The organism is Actibacterium atlanticum (assembly GCF_000671395.1).
Lineage (GTDB): Bacteria > Pseudomonadota > Alphaproteobacteria > Rhodobacterales > Rhodobacteraceae > Actibacterium_D > Actibacterium_D atlanticum.
Genome location: NZ_AQQY01000002.1, coordinates 257,224 through 272,329, shown reverse-complemented (window position 1 = coordinate 272,329; position 15,106 = coordinate 257,224). Strand labels below are relative to the sequence as shown.

The window sequence follows — 15,106 nt, the reverse complement described above, 5'->3', positions numbered from 1 at the left end:
TGAACCCCGTTGTTGATCCGGGGGGCAGGTTAGGCGCGCCCGTAGGCCTCTGCAATGGCAACCTGCATGGCTTCCTCGGGGGATTGATCCGTCCAGGACACCAGTTGGAAAGCGGGGTAGTAGCGCTCGGATGCCCCCACAGCGGCGCCGATCAAACGATCGATCTGTTCGGCGGTGGTGACCTGCCCGCCCGCCATGACCAGACCATAGCGGTAAACCATCAATCGCTGTTCATGCCAGTAGGTGAACGCCCCGGTCCAGCATTGGTCGTTGGCACGGTTCAGCGCCTCGTAAAGTTGGGGAAGCTTGTCTTCGGGCGGGTCCATTTCAAAGGTCGAGATCATCCGAAGCGTTTCATCATAGGCCGACCAGGCCAGGGTGATGGAATAAGTCCGCCACTGGCCCTCTACGGCCATGGCGATCTGATCATCATGCACCCGGTCGAACTCCCAATCATGGTGCTCGGCGATGTGTTCAACGATGTCGATAGGGTGCAATTCTTCGGTGTGAAGGAATTCTTCTGAAAGTGACATGCCCGGCCTCTTTTGTTGTAGCCACGCGGGATGGCAGCCCCACAAGGCTTAGGTGCCTGCTCTAGGTGCGGCGTGTTTCGCCCAACACCCTTACTAGATATGGTGTTACGAAAGGGCGGACCTGTAAAGGGCTAATTTCGAGTTATCAACAGGAAGAGGGGTTTAGCGCGCATTGACGCGCAACAAGTCAGCAACCGGCCAGACGTGTTGAAAAAGGGATGTGAGCATCTGCTAACCGCGCAAAATCGCGTCGCCCATCCAGACCAACCGGCCCAGCAAGCGGGGCTCGGACGCCTTTGTAGAAAAGGCGCGTGCGGGGCGCGCATCCCCCCAGGAAATCACGATCATCTCAGGGTCTTGCCAAGTGATGCGCGCCAGCGCCAACTGCCCGGCCTCAATCAGCCCCCAGATGTGATTGCTGCCGTCACGGGCCGCTTCGCAATCCAACAAAGCGAACCGCTCCCGCCCGTCCCAAGGGGCAATCACCACCGAAAGATGCTCTGGCCGCAGTTCGTTTTCGGTAAGCCAAGCTGCGGACAAGCCCACCGGCGCCATGCCACGTTTGCCACTAGCGGGGTGCCAAGGAAACGGCAGCATCGCACCGGCCTGCCCGGCGGCAGGCTGTTCAAAACTGGTGGAGGATTGAGAAGGTGCGTCTTCGGCCATACCAAACAACTTCTGCCCCGAAGCCGGACCGAATGAGACCGGCACCGAGAGATACTCAAACAATGCGATCAACCGATCAAAGCTGGGCATACGCCCGGCGCGGATGTCGCGAATCAAACCGTCGTGGCCGACAACGTCCATAGAGGCGCGCCGTGCAGACACGCCTTTCTTTGCAAGCCCATCTTCGACGAGCTCACGTATTCTATTGGCCATCGCCGCAGATCGCGCTGGATTTAGCATCATTTCGGCGCACAATGACACGCCGCTCACGACAAATAAATCAGCTAAGGCCCATAAGGCATATTTTCCTTGTCGTTTCAAGATAAATATGCCTTAAGTTGCGCAGATCAAATACAAGATCGCGCATTACGACAGCACCACTCATTGAACAATGTTCATACAGCGAGTAGCAAATTGAACAAAAAAGATAATTCCAAAACCGAGAGCAATGTTATTACGCCCTTGTGGCCGAACACTGCTGCAACCCAGACCGATGTCGAAACGGATCATCTCAGCGATTTGCGTCAAATTCTGCGCGCCGCAGAGCTGGCCCATTTTGCAATGCACAACGCCCAGAACGCGGCCGAAAGAGACAGCGCCACGATCCGTTACTCGCGTACTCTGGAGTCGATGTTCAAACAGCTCAGCGCGCTAAGCCGCGCTGGCGGACTAAGCGCCGGGGAATTTTCGCTGCGCTAATTGGATGCGTTAAGCCTGTTACTTGGCTTCCAGCGCCTCAATCCGGGCTTTCAACGCTTCATTTTCTTCGCGCGCCTTCTGTGCCATGGCCCGCACCGCGTCAAACTCTTCACGGGTTACGAAATCACGATCTGCCAACCAGCGCTCGATCATCGAATTGAACGCGGTCTCGGCTTCGTCCTTGGCGCCTTGCGCCACGCCCATCGCATTGGTCATCAGCTGCGACATGTCATCGAAAAATTTGTTGCGACTCTGCATTTGCGCCTCCGGCGTTACATTTGATCCCTATATGGGCTGCAAGCGACGTAAGCTCAAGGTTGACTTGCGCCGCGCCCAACAGGCAAGAGGCAGATATGCAAGCAATCTGGTCCTACCCCGATATCAGCCCTGAAATCTTCTCGATCTCGCTTTTCGGGTTCGAATTTGCCCTGCGGTGGTACGCGATGGCGTATATCGTTGCGCTGATCGTGGGCTGGCGTCTGGTGGTGCGCCTGATGAAGACGCCGCGCCTTTGGCCCGGACAGACGGCACCGATGACGCCCGAGCAGGTCGAGGAACTTCTGACTTGGGTGATCTTTGGCGTGATCCTGGGCGGGCGACTGGGCTTTGTGCTGTTCTATAAACCGATGCACTACCTGCAGAACCCGTTGGAAATCCCGATACTGTGGCAGGGCGGGATGGCGTTTCACGGCGGGCTGTTGGGTGTGATGCTGGCGCTGATCTGGTTCTGTCGAAAACACGGGATCATACTATTGTCAGCCGCCGATGCTTTGGCTGTGGCGACGCCGTTGGGGCTGTTCTTTGGTCGAATGGCCAACTTTATCAATGGCGAACTTTGGGGGCGCGCCACGGACGTACCCTGGGCGATGATCTTTCCCACCGATCCAATGGGTCTGCCCCGCCATCCCTCACAGCTTTATGAAGCGGCGCTCGAAGGTCTTGTGCTGATGGTGGTGATCCTGTGGCTGGTCTTTGGGCGGCATTGGTTAAAACGCCCCGGGCAAATCACCGGTGTGTTTTTCGCAGGCTACGGTTTGGCGCGCATATTTGTAGAGCTGTTCCGGCAAGCCGATGCACAGTTCGTAACGCCGGACAATCCGGCGGGATGGGTCATCCACTCGGGCGGTGTAGGGCTATCACAGGGTCAGTTACTGTCTCTGCCCATGGTCGCCTTTGGCGTCGCCCTGATCGTGATCGCGCGCCGCAAAGCATGACGGAACTGGCTGACATTCTGAAACGCCGGATCGCGGCGCAGGGGCCGATCAGCCTGTCGGATTATATGGCCGAGTGCCTGCTGCATCCCGATCACGGCTATTACGCCACGCGTGATCCGTTCGGGCGGGGGGGGGATTTCATCACCGCCCCCGAGATCAGCCAGATGTTTGGCGAGATGATCGGGCTTTGGCTGGCGCAGTGCTGGATGGATCAGGGCTGCCCCACCCCCTTTACGCTGGCCGAGCCCGGGCCGGGCCGTGGCACTTTGATGGCGGACATCCTGCGTGTAACGGCTAAGGTGCCCGGCTTTCTAAAGGCGGCCAACGTGCATCTGATCGAAGCCTCTGAAACCCTTGCTGGCATCCAACAAGAACGTCTCGGCGACCACAACGTCACTTGGAGCGATACGATAGACGCTTTGCCACAGGCCCCATTGTTCCTTGTTGCAAACGAGTTCTTCGATGCCCTGCCCATCCGCCAGTTCCAACGCGACGAAAAAGGCTGGCGCGAAGTTCAGGTAGCGTTGAAAGATGGCGCGCTGTCGATGGGTTTGTCGGCGCCCGCGCCCATTGCCGCGCTAGATCACCGGCTGGGGGATACAAACCCGGGCGACATCGTCGAATTTTGCCCGGCCGCCGCCCCGATCACCGCGCAGATCAGCGCCCGAATCGCCGCCCATGGCGGCGCAGCACTGATCTTGGATTACGGCGATTGGCGGTCTTTGGGTGATACGTTTCAGGCATTGCGCGATCACAAACCTGTGGACGCATTGGCAGAGCCGGGTCTTGCGGATCTGACCGCCCATGTCGAGTTTGAAGCCGTCGCAAAGGCGGCGGTGGGCCTGCAAGTGCCGCAGATGACGGCTCAGGGTGTATTTCTGGAACGCCTTGGCATCACCGCACGCGCACAGGCCTTGGCCCAAAAGCTGCGCGGGGAAGCGCTGGAAAATCACATTTCCGCACATCGCCGCTTGACCCATCCCCAGGAAATGGGAACGCTCTTCAAAACGCTGGCGCTGTTGCCCAAAGGCGCGCCTACACCACCCGGATTTGCTTCATGAGCCTTGAAATACTGACAAGCGATGAGTTGCTGCCTCTTAGGCATGGATTTTTCACCCGCCGTGGCGGGGCGTCTTCGGGGGTGTTCTCGGGGCTGAATTGCGGTGCCGGATCGTCGGACCTGTCCGAGGTGGTTCGGATCAACCGTGCCCGCGTAGCGGCCGCGATGGAGGTGGCCCCAGACGCGTTGATCGGGGTGCATCAGGTGCATTCCGGTGATGCGGTAGTCGTTCAGGCGCCGGGCCAAAGCGGTAAAACCGCAGATGCGGTTGTGACCGACAAGCCCGGTCTGGCGCTGACCATCCTGACGGCCGATTGTCAGCCCGTGCTGTTTGCTGATGCCCGGGCGGGCGTGATTGGCGCGGCCCATGCCGGTTGGCGCGGCGCGTTGGATGGTGTTCTGGAAGCGACGTTGGACGCAATGGAGGGGCTGGGCGCCCAGCGCGCCGATACCGTTGCCGTGATCGGGCCCTGTATCAGTCAGGGCGCTTATGAGGTTGGGCAGGAATTCCTTGAGGCCTTCTTGGCAGAAGACCCCGACCACCAACAGTTCTTTGCGAACGGCGCCCGTGACGACAAATACCAGTTCGACCTGCCGTCTTTCGGTTTGCACCGGCTACGCCAAGCGGGTGTTGGGGCGGCCTCTTGGATCAACCATTGCACCTATCACGACCCTGACCGGTTCTATTCTTATCGTCGCACGACCCATGCGGGCGAAGCAGACTATGGTCGGCTGATCTCGGCGATCCGGCTGTAAGGCCATATTTCTTTCACGCCTTGACCCCAAAATGACACATTCCCGGCCACAGACCCGCCCCATTGCGTAATCAATATGGGTCCAACGCCAGTTATGGCACGAGGACAGAAACAATCGCGCAAGCCCAAAGGGCGCGCAGGTCAGGAGAGAGCAGATGAAAAGCAATCGTCGTTGGATGAAGTGGGTTCTGGAAGAAACCGCCAAAGAGACACCCGACCTGCCGTGGACCCGCAGCCAAAAGCAGCGCCGTCGCGAACCGGCCCCGAAACTGCGCGTTGTGGCACGGGCCTGACCCACGCCCACCGCCGACTATTTATACAGCCCCCGCACCCTGTGCGGGGGTTTTTGATTCGGACCGGTGAGAATCAGAATAAGGCGGGATTAACCGCCGTTTCGGAAACAGTGATCTGACACGCCCCGCATTGCGGGCGATCCAAGCGCCAAATCCAGCAAAATTTTGACAGGATCAGACAAATTGAGGCAAATTCAGTCTCAACAAGTTCGTCTGCGTATCCGGTGGGGGCCGTTGCAGATGTGACAGCCTCAAGGACTGTTCGCATGTCGTACCCTCGCCTTCCCGACGCCAGCCTCGCGTCGGATACCCGGGCCTCCAAGCCCACTCTCTCGACGGTTAGTCCAGACCGGCAATCTCTGCGCGCCACGCCTCTGACGCGCAAATATGAGATTGCCGGTCTGACACCTTCCGGCCATCGGATCGACACCACGGTGACGGCCCCGGCCACCCCAGATTTTGAAACTGCTTTCGCCTCCTATGCGCGCGGCACTTTGATCCCGACAGAATACGGCCCGACCGCTGTTGAGGATCTAGAACCCGGCATGGAGATCGAAACCGTAGATAATGGCCTGCAAAAGCTGCTTTGGATCGGCTCTATGCAGGTGTTCCCCGATATGCCCGGCCTGAACAATGACGACAGTCGCCTGATCCGCATTTCAGCAGACACCTTTGGTATCGGGCGTCCGATGCCCGACCTGATGCTGGGACCGCGCGCAAGGATGCTGTTCAAACATCAGGGCTGTACCACGATGTTTGGCACGCCCTCGGCCTTTGCCCCGGCACGCGCATTTGTGGATGGAGTGAACCTGATCGACATACGCCCGGTCACGCCGGTGCGCACCTATCATCTGGCGTTTTACGGGCAGCAAACCCTGCGCGCCAATGGTGTTGAAACCGAAAGCTTCCATCCCGGCGAAAGCGCCGATCAAATGATGGATCGCGCCAGCTGGGATGTGTTCACGGGACTGTTTCCGCATGTGCGCAATATGGCCGACTTTGGCCCGATGCCCCTGCCCCGGATTACGGCGTTTGAATTTGAGGGAATGCGCGCGGCTTAAGCGCTCTGCGCAATCCGCGCTTCCAGCACATCGAACGGCACGCCCGGCTCGTCCTTGGCGCCACGGATCACAAGCGAGGTCTTTACGCTTGCCACATTTTCGGCGGCGGTCAGTTCTTCGGTCAGGAAGGTCTGGAAAGTCGACAAATCCGGCGCCGCGCATTTCAGGATGAAATCCACCTCGCCGTTCAGCATGTGGCATTCACGCACAAGAGGCCATCCCCGGCACCGCTCTTCGAACGCTGACAGATCAGCCTCGGCCTGACTTTGCAGACCGACCATGGCGAACACCTGAACCTCAAAGCCCAGCTCGCGGGCATCGACATCAGCGTGATAGCCCCGGATAAACCCAGATTCTTCCAAGGTGCGAACACGGCGCAAACACGGTGGGGCGGAAATCCCCACACGTCTGGCCAGCTCTACGTTGGTCATTCGCCCATCGGCCTGTAATTCGGCCAAGATCATGCGATCAATCGGATCGAGTTTCGAACCCGGCATCCCTGTCTCCGTTTTTTGCGGATACTACGCCGGGCAATATCCGAGCGCAATAATATTTCGCGGTGGCGCAACTTTTTTAAGTATTCTAAAAACGCGACGCAATGCCCTGCGCAGGGCACTTCTTCGTGATGTGATCTCTCTCTTTAATGCCGCAGGCGACGGGGCTATATGCTCTGGGGATAAAAAACGGAAAGGGGCGGTCATGGGTGACACGCGGCATACCAAACTACTGATCATCGGGTCCGGCCCGGCAGGCTACACGGCGGCGGTATACGGCTCGCGCGCGATGCTGGAGCCCATTCTGGTCCAGGGTATTCAACCCGGTGGACAGCTGACCATTACCACCGAGGTCGAAAACTGGCCCGGCGAAGTCGAAATCCAAGGCCCCGACCTGATGGTCAACATGGAAAAGCACGCCCGAGAAGTCGGAACTGAAATCATCGGGGATCACATCAGTGATCTGGACCTGTCCAAACGCCCCTTTACCGCCAAAGGCGACAGCGGCACGACTTACACGGCCGATGCGGTGATTTTGGCGACCGGCGCACAGGCGCGTTGGCTGGGCATGGAATCGGAAGAAGCGTTCAAAGGTTTCGGCGTGTCGGCCTGTGCCACCTGTGACGGGTTCTTTTACCGTGGTCAGGAAGTGGTCGTCGTGGGGGGCGGCAACACTGCGGTCGAAGAGGCCCTGTTCCTGACAAATTTCGCCTCCAAGGTTACGCTTATCCACCGCCGCGACAGCCTGCGTTCAGAGAAGATCCTGCAAGACCGGATTTTCAAGAATGAAAAGGTTGAGATCCTTTGGGATCATCAGCTGGACGAGGTGTTCGGCACGGACATGCCAAAAGGCGTCGAAGGCGTGCGCGCCAAGAACGTCAAAACCGGCGAAATAACCGAAGTGCCCTGTAAGGGTGTGTTCATCGCGATCGGCCACGCGCCGTCCTCGGAACTGGTGAAAGATCAGCTTGAGACCCATATGGGGGGTTATGTGGTGACCAAGCCGGACAGCACTGAAACCTCAATCCCGGGAGTCTTCGCTGCGGGTGATCTGACCGATCACAAATATCGTCAGGCCGTCACCAGCGCTGGCATGGGCTGCATGGCCGCGCTTGAAGCAGAACGCTTTCTGGCTGGCGCCGAGGACTGAGGCCCGCCGCCAGGCATCCGATAGTGAACAATGATCCCGATCGCGTTTAGACTTTGAGTAGACACTCAATCATGCCCGAGCGCGTCGGGATCGACAGACCATTCTCATCCGTATCCGTGGAATCGTTGAAACCTTGCACGATCTCGATCTCGCCGGACCGGTTGGGTTGTGTCGAACACATCTTTTCGACGCGCGACAAGATTTCGCTATCGCCAGCCAGCGATGGGTTCCACTGAATGATCAGCACACCGACCCCGTTAAAGGATTCGATCCCGGTCACCTTGCGGATACCGATCTGATCATTGGGGTTGGGAAACAGCTTTTGAACTTCGTAGGTGTCGTCAGCTGCGACAGGTGTCGGCGCTGCTGCGAACAAGGCAAATGCACCAACCATGAAAGATGAACATAGTTTTTTCATTTTGATAGGTCCTGTAAGTTCCTAATGGCGTCAGGTTTCTCTCTTTGAAAAACACGTCACTTGATACTTTCACAACAATGTTCAAACCGGTTGTTGACGCGCGACAGGTTTCCCCGGTCGACACTCAAACAACGCAGCCCAAACAGGCCTTCGAACAATTCTGAAGTGTTTAGCGGCACATCATGGCACTGGAGAGTTCAAAATAAGGGCATTGTGAGGGAAATATTTCCAGTTATGGGCGTTTTCGCGTTCTTTATGCCGCAGTTGCAAAACAAGCCGCCCGAGCAGTTGAAATTGCGCCCGAGACGGTTTACGCCGCCTTCAAGCATGCACTTCAGGGGGAAGCATGCTATTTGAATGACCCAAAATCGAGTTACGACATGTCCATGCCAAACCTCGCTCCCATCCCGGAGCTCTATGTTTCCCACGAAAGCGCGCTGAAACTTAAGGACGAAGCTGGCAATCTGCCTAGCTGGGACCTGACACCGCGCCAAATTTGTGACCTTGAGTTGCTTATGAATGGCGGTTTCAACCCGCTGAAAGGCTTTTTGACCGAAGAAGATTACGACGGCGTTGTTGAAAACATGCGTCTGGCCGACGGTTCGCTGTGGCCGATGCCCATCACTCTGGACGTTTCGGAAGAGTTCGCCGAAGGCCTGGAGCCCGGTCAGGACATCGCCCTGCGCGACCAGGAAGGCGTTCTGCTGGCCATCATGTCGGTTACCGACAACTGGGTGCCGAACAAAGCCAAAGAAGCTGAAAAAGTCTTCGGTGCAGACGATCTGGCCCACCCGGCTGTGAACTACCTGCACAACCACGCTGGCAAAGTGTATCTGGGTGGCCCCGTCACCGGTATCCAGCAGCCCGTGCACTATGATTTCCGCGCCCGCCGCGACACTCCCAACGAGCTGCGCGCCTATTTCCGCAAGCTGGGCTGGCGCAAAGTGGTTGCGTTCCAAACCCGCAACCCGCTGCACCGTGCGCACCAGGAACTGACCTTCCGCGCTGCGAAAGACGCGCAGGCGAACCTGCTTATCCACCCCGTTGTCGGCATGACCAAGCCGGGCGACGTGGATCACTTCACCCGCGTGCGCTGCTACGAGGCCGTTCTGGACAAGTACCCGCAGTCGACCACAACCATGTCGCTGCTGCCGCTGGCCATGCGCATGGCTGGCCCGCGCGAAGCTGTTTGGCACGGTCTGATCCGTAAGAACTTTGGCTGCTCGCACATCATCATCGGCCGCGACCACGCAGGCCCGGGTAAAAACTCGGCAGGCGAAGATTTCTATGGCGCCTACGACGCGCAGGATCTGTTCCGCGAAAACGCCGAGGAAATGGGCATCGAAATGGTCGACTTCAAGCACATGGTTTATGTGCAGGAGCGCGCCCAATACGAACCTGCCGACGAGATCGCCGATAAGGACGAAGTCACCATCCTGAACATCTCGGGTACAGAACTGCGCCGCCGTCTGGCCGAAGGTCTGGAAATCCCCGAGTGGTTCTCCTTCCCCGAAGTTGTGAAAGAGCTGCGTCGCACCAAGCCGCCGCGCGCCCAACAGGGTTTCACCGTGTTTTTCACTGGTTTCTCGGGTTCGGGCAAATCGACCATCGCCAACGCGCTGATGGTCAAGCTGATGGAAATGGGCGGTCGCCCGACCACTCTGCTGGATGGCGACGTTGTGCGTAAGCACCTGTCCTCCGAGCTGGGCTTCAGCAAAGAGCACCGCGACCTGAACATTCAGCGTATCGGTTATGTGGCCTCTGAGATCACCAAGAACGGTGGTATCGCCATCTGTGCCCCGATCGCGCCCTATGCTGCGACCCGCCGCACCGTGCGTGAGATGATCGAACAGTATGGCGCTTTCGTCGAGGTCCACGTTGCGACCACCATCGAGGAATGCGAGCGCCGTGACCGCAAAGGCCTGTATAAACTGGCCCGCGAAGGCAAGATCAAAGAGTTCACCGGCATCTCGGATCCCTATGACGTGCCTGAGAACCCCGAACTGCGCGTTGAAACCGAGAATGTCGACGTCGACAACTGCGCACATCAGGTTCTGCTGAAGCTGGAAGCGCTGGGCCTGATCGGCCTGCAGTAAACAGCTGACAGTTAAAATCTTAAAACGCCCGGTCCCGGCCGGGCGTTTTCTATTGCGAAGCGACGGCTTCGTCGCCGTGTTTGGCCTGCCCCAAGTCCCATTTGATCGCCAAATCGCTGAGATGTTTCAGCACCTCGCGCAGCTCCTGCCCGCGCGGACTAAGCGCATAGGACACCTCGGGCGGAATCGTTGGCTTGTAGTCTCGGTTGACGATCCCCGCGTCTTCCAGCTTGCGCAGGCGATCCGTCAACAGACGTGATGAAACCCCGGGCACCAGCCGCTTTAATTCACCAAATCGCAACGTGCCATGGGTCGACAGGCGCCACAGGATGAACGTTGTCCAAGGCCCTGAAATAACGCGCAAAAGCCCGTCCATCGGGCAGGATATCGGTGCTTCTGAAAACTTCATTCGGCCATTCCTCATTTGGTTACTTTAAAATACCTACTTTTATAAAATAATCAAATCGCTACCTGTATCTTCAGATAACAAATTTGGAGAAAATCAATGCCAACCTCCCGCAAAGTTGCTGTGGTCTACCACAGTGGATATGGCCATACGAAAGCTCAGGCCGAAGCCATTTCCGAAGGCGCTGCCTCAATCGAAGGCGTCACCGCCGAGCTGCTGGATGCAGACAGCGCCGCCGCCGACCTGCCCGCATTGGAAAGCGCCGATGCCATCGTGTTTGGCTCGCCGACCTATATGGGCACTGTCTCAGCCCCGTTTAAGGCGTTCATGGATGCCTCCTCGGCCGTATGGATGGAACAGGGCTGGAAGGATAAGATCGCCGGTGGTTTCACCAACTCGGCCGCGCAGGTGGGTGACAAAACCGGCACGTTGCAGACCCTGTCGGTCTTTGCGGCGCAGCACGGGATGATCTGGGTTGGGCTGGACCTGCCGCCGGGCAACAATACGACGCAAAGCTCGGACGACAGCATGAACCGCATGGGCGCCAGCCTGGGCGCGATGGCGCAATCGCTGGCCGATGCCGGCCCCGATATTGCTCCGCCTTCGGCAGATCGCAAAACCGCGCATCACTATGGCGCACGGATTGCCCAGGCCGCCCTGCGCTGGAGCGCATAAACAAAACCGCCCGGGGAATCCCCGGGCGGTTTTCATTGAAATCAATGCTTTAATCAGTGCACGCTGACCGGCGCGAACTCATTCTGACGCGCCAAGATAAACGCCATGTGCCGCTCTTTCACCAGCGCCAGCCGTTCGCCATCGCTGTCATGCACGGCATAGAGCGTCTCTTCGCCCTCCAGCTGTTCTTGGACTTCCTCGGGCAGATCAGACACATCCACTTCGCGGACATAAACGATCCGGTCCTCGGGCCCATCTTCAGCCGAGAAGATAATTTCGTGTTCTGTATCCATCATGAACCCTTTCTACCGCGTACTGATCTTGATTTTTTGGACCACAGTCTCGGGTGCGGCGCGTTCCAGATCCACATGCAACAAGCCGTTTTCCATCGCGGCACCTGCCACATCGACCCCGTCCGCCAACACGAACGAACGCTGAAATTGCCGACCTGCGATACCGCGATGCAGGAACACACGATCACCCGTGTCATCGGCCTGACGTCCGCGGATCACCAATTGGCGGTCTTCTACGGTGATCTCAAGATCATCGTCGCAAAAGCCCGCAACCGCCAGCGTAATTCGATAGCTGTTTTCAGAGGTTTGCTCGATATTGAAGGGCGGGTAGCCTTCATTCCCGGATTTCGCATTGCGTTCCAGAAGACGTTCAAGCTGCTCAAAACCCAAAAGATAAGGGTGCGAGCCAAGGGTAAGTTTTGTCATCGCGCAAGTCCTTGAAGAAGCGACCTGTTTCCAGTGGCCCCGCCCGTGCGGCGACCTTTGGTTAAGATATGGGGAAGAATTGCTGTCATGCAAGGCCACCCTTCCCGCAAGCTCTGAAAAACGCTATGTTACGGGTCTGGACCCTGCCATGAGTAAGCTAACAGCCAATGAACATCGCCAGCGAAATGGAAACCGAAGAGATTCTCCGCATGAAGCTGGAGGTGCTCAAACGGGAACACCGTGATTTGGACGAGGCAATCACCGCCTTGGAAGAACGCGGCGGCCTGTCCGATCAGTTCACGATCCGGCGGTTCAAAAAGCAAAAACTGACGCTCAAAGACCGCATTGCAGCGATCGAAGACCGCCTGACGCCCGACATTATTGCGTAGCCGCCCCATATGGCTATAGTGCGCGCTCTCGCAGCGTAAGAGGGCCGCAATGAGCGACATTTCCGTAGGCATAATCATGGGCAGTCAGTCCGACTGGCCGACCATGAAACTGGCCGCCGATATTCTGGATGAATTGGGTATCGCCTATGAGAAGCGAATCGTCTCGGCACACCGCACCCCGGACCGTCTGTGGGAGTATGGCAAAACCGCCGTGGATCGCGGCCTGAAAGTGATTATCGCAGGGGCTGGCGGTGCGGCGCACCTTCCGGGCATGATGGCGTCCAAGACCCGCGTGCCGGTGGTTGGCGTGCCGGTGCAGACCAAGGCGCTGTCGGGTGTCGATAGCCTTTATTCCATCGTGCAGATGCCCAAGGGGTTTCCAGTGGCGACTATGGCCATCGGCGCAGCAGGCGCGGCCAATGCGGGCCTGATGGCAGCTGGCATTCTGGCCACTTCCGACCCTGAATTGGGCGCACGACTGGACGCATGGCGCGACGCGTTGGCGGCGTCGATCCCCGAGGTGCCCGTCGATGACTAACCCTCTGCCCACTGGCGCGACGATTGGTATTTTGGGCGGCGGTCAGTTGGGCCGGATGCTCTCGGTCGCCGCGTCACGCCTTGGTTTCAAATGCCACATCTTTGAACCGGGTGCGAACCCGCCCGCCGGTCACGTGGCCGATGCGGTCACCACCGCCAGCTACGAAGACGACGCTGCGTTGCGCGCCTTTGCGGATGCGGTCGATGTGATCACCTATGAGTTCGAAAACATCCCGACCTCGGCGCTGGACCTGTTGGAAACCCTGCGTCCGATCCGTCCGGGCCGCGAGGCGTTGCGCGTCAGCCAGGACCGTCTGGTCGAGAAAGAGTTCCTGGCCGGTCTGGGCCTGAAAACCGCCCCTTTTGCCGATGTCGCCAGCCGCGCCGATCTGGACACGGCGATGGAAACCGCTGGCGTGCCCGGCATCCTGAAAACCCGCCGCTTTGGCTATGATGGCAAGGGGCAGGCCCGGATCATGGAAGTCAGCGACGCGGATGCGGCCTTTGAGGCCATGGCCGGTGCCCCCGCCATCTTGGAAGGGTTTGTTGATTTCAGCCACGAGGTGTCCGTGATTGCCGCGCGCGGTGTGAACGGTGAGGTCGCCTGTTTCGACCCCGGCGAAAACGTCCACCGCGATGGCATCCTGCACACCACCACCCTGCCCGCCCGCCTGTCGGGCGCCCAGCGCACCGATGCGGTACTGCTGGCCGGGCAAATCCTGAACGCGCTGGACTATGTCGGTGTGATGGGGGTTGAGCTGTTCGTGACGCCCAAGGGTCTGATCGTGAACGAGATCGCCCCGCGCGTGCACAATTCAGGCCACTGGACACAGGATGGCTGTGTCGTGGACCAGTTCGAACAACACATCCGCGCCGTGGCCGGTTGGCCCTTGGGCGATGGCAGCCGCCATTCGAACGTCGAGATGCTGAACCTGATTGGCGACGATATGGATCAAGTGCCCGAGCTGGCCAAAGACCCCGCCGTCGCGTTGCATCTTTATGGCAAGGCCGAGGTTAAAGCAGGCCGCAAGATGGGTCACGCCAACCGGGTGCTTGGCGCGGCTTAAGCTTTCGCGCGCATCGACAATAGCACGCCGCCCAAAACCAGGGCGGCGGCAATGGCGAAACGGATGTCTGGCAGTTCTGCCAGCACCACAAAACCGCCAAGCGCCGCGATCAAAGGTACTGTCAGCTGGGCGACAGCGCCCCGTGTTGCCCCCAAATCCGGCAAAATCGTGTACCACAACGCATACCCCAGCCCAGAGGTAATCGCGCCCGACAGCACGGCATAGGCCACGCCCAGCCCGGTGATCGCATCGGCACGGAAAGCGAAAACCAGCGCGGCAATCGGTACCGCCAGAATGAAGTTGGCCGCGGTGGCGTTAAGCGGTTTGCTCTCTGCGCGCCCGTTCAACGAGTAAATGCCCCATCCAATGGCAGCGGCCAGCATGAACAACGCAGGCACCGAAGCCGGTGCGGCGGCGCTCCCGGGCCACAAAAGCACAGCCAGCCCCGCAAAAGCCACACCAGACCCGGCCCAGCGCAAAGCGGGAATGGGCTCTTTGGCAAGGACGGCACCAGCAAACATGGTTACCTGCACCCCACCAAACAGCAACAAAGCGCCCAAACCGGCGGGCAGGCTGATATAGGCAAAGGAAAAGCCCAGCATATAGACCGCCAGGGACAACACACCAGTCACACGGCCGGGCGCGCGCAGGCTCAGGCCGCCGGACATGATGCTGAGCCCCGCAAGAACCACCGCACCCGCCACCAATCGGATCAGAGCAAATGCTGCAGGCCCCATGGACGCGTCGGTCAGGGCCAAACGGTTCAGCACCGAATTGGCGGCGAAGGCGATCAGGGTGAGAACGGTCAGAAGGATCAGGCGCATGGGGCGATCATGACTACAGTGCGCCCAGATACCAGCCCCATCTTAGGCGC

At 58.7% G+C, this 15,106-nt stretch carries 21 protein-coding genes; 12 read left to right on the top strand and 9 right to left on the bottom strand.

All coding sequences use genetic code 11. The annotated features are described in order from the left end of the window. Window positions 1–29: 29 nt before the first annotated feature. Together ATO10_RS05300 and ATO10_RS05295 are read right to left on the bottom strand one after the other, a co-directional pair. Window positions 30–533: a type III secretion system chaperone family protein gene (locus tag ATO10_RS05300; RefSeq protein ID WP_035248978.1), complete on the bottom strand. Its 504-nt coding sequence runs from the start codon at window positions 531–533 to the stop codon at window positions 30–32. A gap of 231 nt (window positions 534–764) precedes the next feature. Next, window positions 765–1,412, bottom strand: coding sequence for a hypothetical protein (locus ATO10_RS05295; protein ID WP_155886691.1), 648 nt, complete (start codon window positions 1,410–1,412; stop codon window positions 765–767). Window positions 1,413–1,613: 201 nt separating this feature from the next. On the opposite strand from ATO10_RS05295, the gene ATO10_RS05290 reads away from it, so the two are divergent. Next, window positions 1,614–1,898: a hypothetical protein gene (locus ATO10_RS05290; RefSeq protein ID WP_035248974.1), complete on the top strand. Its 285-nt coding sequence runs from the start codon at window positions 1,614–1,616 to the stop codon at window positions 1,896–1,898. 18 nt (window positions 1,899–1,916) lie between these two features. Here ATO10_RS05290 and ATO10_RS05285 read toward each other — a convergent pair whose 3' ends face one another. Further along, window positions 1,917–2,156, bottom strand: a complete 240-nt coding sequence (locus ATO10_RS05285) for an accessory factor UbiK family protein (protein WP_035248971.1) — start codon at window positions 2,154–2,156, stop codon at window positions 1,917–1,919. A gap of 95 nt (window positions 2,157–2,251) precedes the next feature. On the opposite strand from ATO10_RS05285, the gene lgt reads away from it, so the two are divergent. From lgt to ATO10_RS05265, 5 genes are all read left to right on the top strand, one after another. Beyond that, window positions 2,252–3,112, top strand: a complete 861-nt coding sequence (gene lgt, locus ATO10_RS05280; RefSeq protein WP_035248969.1) for a prolipoprotein diacylglyceryl transferase — start codon at window positions 2,252–2,254, stop codon at window positions 3,110–3,112. Next, a complete protein-coding gene (locus ATO10_RS05275; RefSeq protein ID WP_035248967.1) occupies window positions 3,109–4,173 on the top strand; it encodes a class I SAM-dependent methyltransferase in 1,065 nt (354 codons plus the stop codon). The genes lgt and ATO10_RS05275 overlap by 4 nt, the downstream gene beginning before the upstream one ends. Then, the gene (gene pgeF, locus ATO10_RS05270) at window positions 4,170–4,928 is read left to right on the top strand and encodes a peptidoglycan editing factor PgeF (RefSeq protein WP_035248965.1); all 759 of its coding nucleotides are present in this window, start codon (window positions 4,170–4,172) and stop codon (window positions 4,926–4,928) included. The genes ATO10_RS05275 and pgeF overlap by 4 nt, the downstream gene beginning before the upstream one ends. Before the next feature lie 154 nt (window positions 4,929–5,082). Beyond that, window positions 5,083–5,220, top strand: a complete 138-nt coding sequence (locus ATO10_RS16375) for a hypothetical protein (protein ID WP_155886690.1) — start codon at window positions 5,083–5,085, stop codon at window positions 5,218–5,220. A gap of 266 nt (window positions 5,221–5,486) precedes the next feature. After that, complete coding sequence (locus tag ATO10_RS05265) at window positions 5,487–6,281, top strand: Hint domain-containing protein (RefSeq protein ID WP_051597959.1); 795 nt, start codon at window positions 5,487–5,489, stop codon at window positions 6,279–6,281. Here ATO10_RS05265 and ATO10_RS05260 read toward each other — a convergent pair. Beyond that, entirely contained in the window at window positions 6,278–6,778 is a 501-nt protein-coding gene (locus ATO10_RS05260; RefSeq protein ID WP_035248963.1) for an Lrp/AsnC family transcriptional regulator, read from the bottom strand. The genes ATO10_RS05265 and ATO10_RS05260 overlap by 4 nt on opposite strands. Before the next feature lie 202 nt (window positions 6,779–6,980). Between ATO10_RS05260 and trxB the strand changes: the two genes are divergently transcribed. Next, window positions 6,981–7,925 carry a thioredoxin-disulfide reductase gene (trxB, locus tag ATO10_RS05255; RefSeq protein ID WP_035248962.1) on the top strand — a complete coding sequence of 315 codons (945 nt, stop codon included), beginning with the start codon at window positions 6,981–6,983 and terminating at the stop codon, window positions 7,923–7,925. 46 nt (window positions 7,926–7,971) lie between these two features. Here trxB and ATO10_RS05250 read toward each other — a convergent pair whose 3' ends face one another. Beyond that, complete coding sequence (locus ATO10_RS05250) at window positions 7,972–8,343, bottom strand: hypothetical protein (protein WP_035248959.1); 372 nt, start codon at window positions 8,341–8,343, stop codon at window positions 7,972–7,974. Between the two features lie 380 nt (window positions 8,344–8,723). On the opposite strand from ATO10_RS05250, the gene ATO10_RS05245 reads away from it, so the two are divergent. After that, on the top strand, window positions 8,724–10,439 hold the full coding sequence (locus tag ATO10_RS05245) for a bifunctional sulfate adenylyltransferase/adenylylsulfate kinase (RefSeq protein WP_035248956.1): 1,716 nt from the start codon (window positions 8,724–8,726) through the stop codon (window positions 10,437–10,439). A gap of 49 nt (window positions 10,440–10,488) precedes the next feature. Here the strand turns inward: ATO10_RS05245 and ATO10_RS05240 are convergent, their stop codons facing one another. Next, entirely contained in the window at window positions 10,489–10,848 is a 360-nt protein-coding gene (locus ATO10_RS05240; RefSeq protein WP_035248953.1) for a winged helix-turn-helix transcriptional regulator, read from the bottom strand. 96 nt (window positions 10,849–10,944) lie between these two features. Here ATO10_RS05240 and ATO10_RS05235 point away from each other — a divergent pair, with 96 nt between their 5' ends. Beyond that, the gene (locus ATO10_RS05235) at window positions 10,945–11,520 is read left to right on the top strand and encodes a flavodoxin family protein (RefSeq protein ID WP_035248950.1); all 576 of its coding nucleotides are present in this window, start codon (window positions 10,945–10,947) and stop codon (window positions 11,518–11,520) included. Between the two features lie 53 nt (window positions 11,521–11,573). Here ATO10_RS05235 and ATO10_RS05230 read toward each other — a convergent pair whose 3' ends face one another. Both ATO10_RS05230 and ATO10_RS05225 read right to left on the bottom strand, forming a co-directional pair. Next, window positions 11,574–11,813, bottom strand: coding sequence for a DUF1150 family protein (locus tag ATO10_RS05230; protein ID WP_035248947.1), 240 nt, complete (start codon window positions 11,811–11,813; stop codon window positions 11,574–11,576). Between the two features lie 12 nt (window positions 11,814–11,825). Then, the gene (locus ATO10_RS05225; protein WP_035248945.1) at window positions 11,826–12,239 is read right to left on the bottom strand and encodes an Hsp20 family protein; all 414 of its coding nucleotides are present in this window, start codon (window positions 12,237–12,239) and stop codon (window positions 11,826–11,828) included. Window positions 12,240–12,406: 167 nt separating this feature from the next. On the opposite strand from ATO10_RS05225, the gene ATO10_RS05220 reads away from it, so the two are divergent. The 3 genes from ATO10_RS05220 to ATO10_RS05210 are packed head-to-tail and all read left to right on the top strand — an operon-like array spanning window position 12,407 to window position 14,232. Further along, window positions 12,407–12,628, top strand: a complete 222-nt coding sequence (locus ATO10_RS05220) for a YdcH family protein (RefSeq protein ID WP_035248943.1) — start codon at window positions 12,407–12,409, stop codon at window positions 12,626–12,628. A gap of 49 nt (window positions 12,629–12,677) precedes the next feature. Next, on the top strand, window positions 12,678–13,166 hold the full coding sequence (gene purE / locus ATO10_RS05215; RefSeq protein ID WP_035248940.1) for a 5-(carboxyamino)imidazole ribonucleotide mutase: 489 nt from the start codon (window positions 12,678–12,680) through the stop codon (window positions 13,164–13,166). Beyond that, on the top strand, window positions 13,159–14,232 hold the full coding sequence (locus tag ATO10_RS05210) for a 5-(carboxyamino)imidazole ribonucleotide synthase (RefSeq protein WP_035248938.1): 1,074 nt from the start codon (window positions 13,159–13,161) through the stop codon (window positions 14,230–14,232). The genes purE and ATO10_RS05210 overlap by 8 nt, the downstream gene beginning before the upstream one ends. Here ATO10_RS05210 and ATO10_RS05205 read toward each other — a convergent pair. Next, window positions 14,229–15,056 carry a DMT family transporter gene (locus ATO10_RS05205; protein ID WP_035248936.1) on the bottom strand — a complete coding sequence of 276 codons (828 nt, stop codon included), beginning with the start codon at window positions 15,054–15,056 and terminating at the stop codon, window positions 14,229–14,231. The two genes, ATO10_RS05210 and ATO10_RS05205, sit on opposite strands and share 4 nt — an antisense overlap. Window positions 15,057–15,106 lie beyond the last annotated feature (50 nt).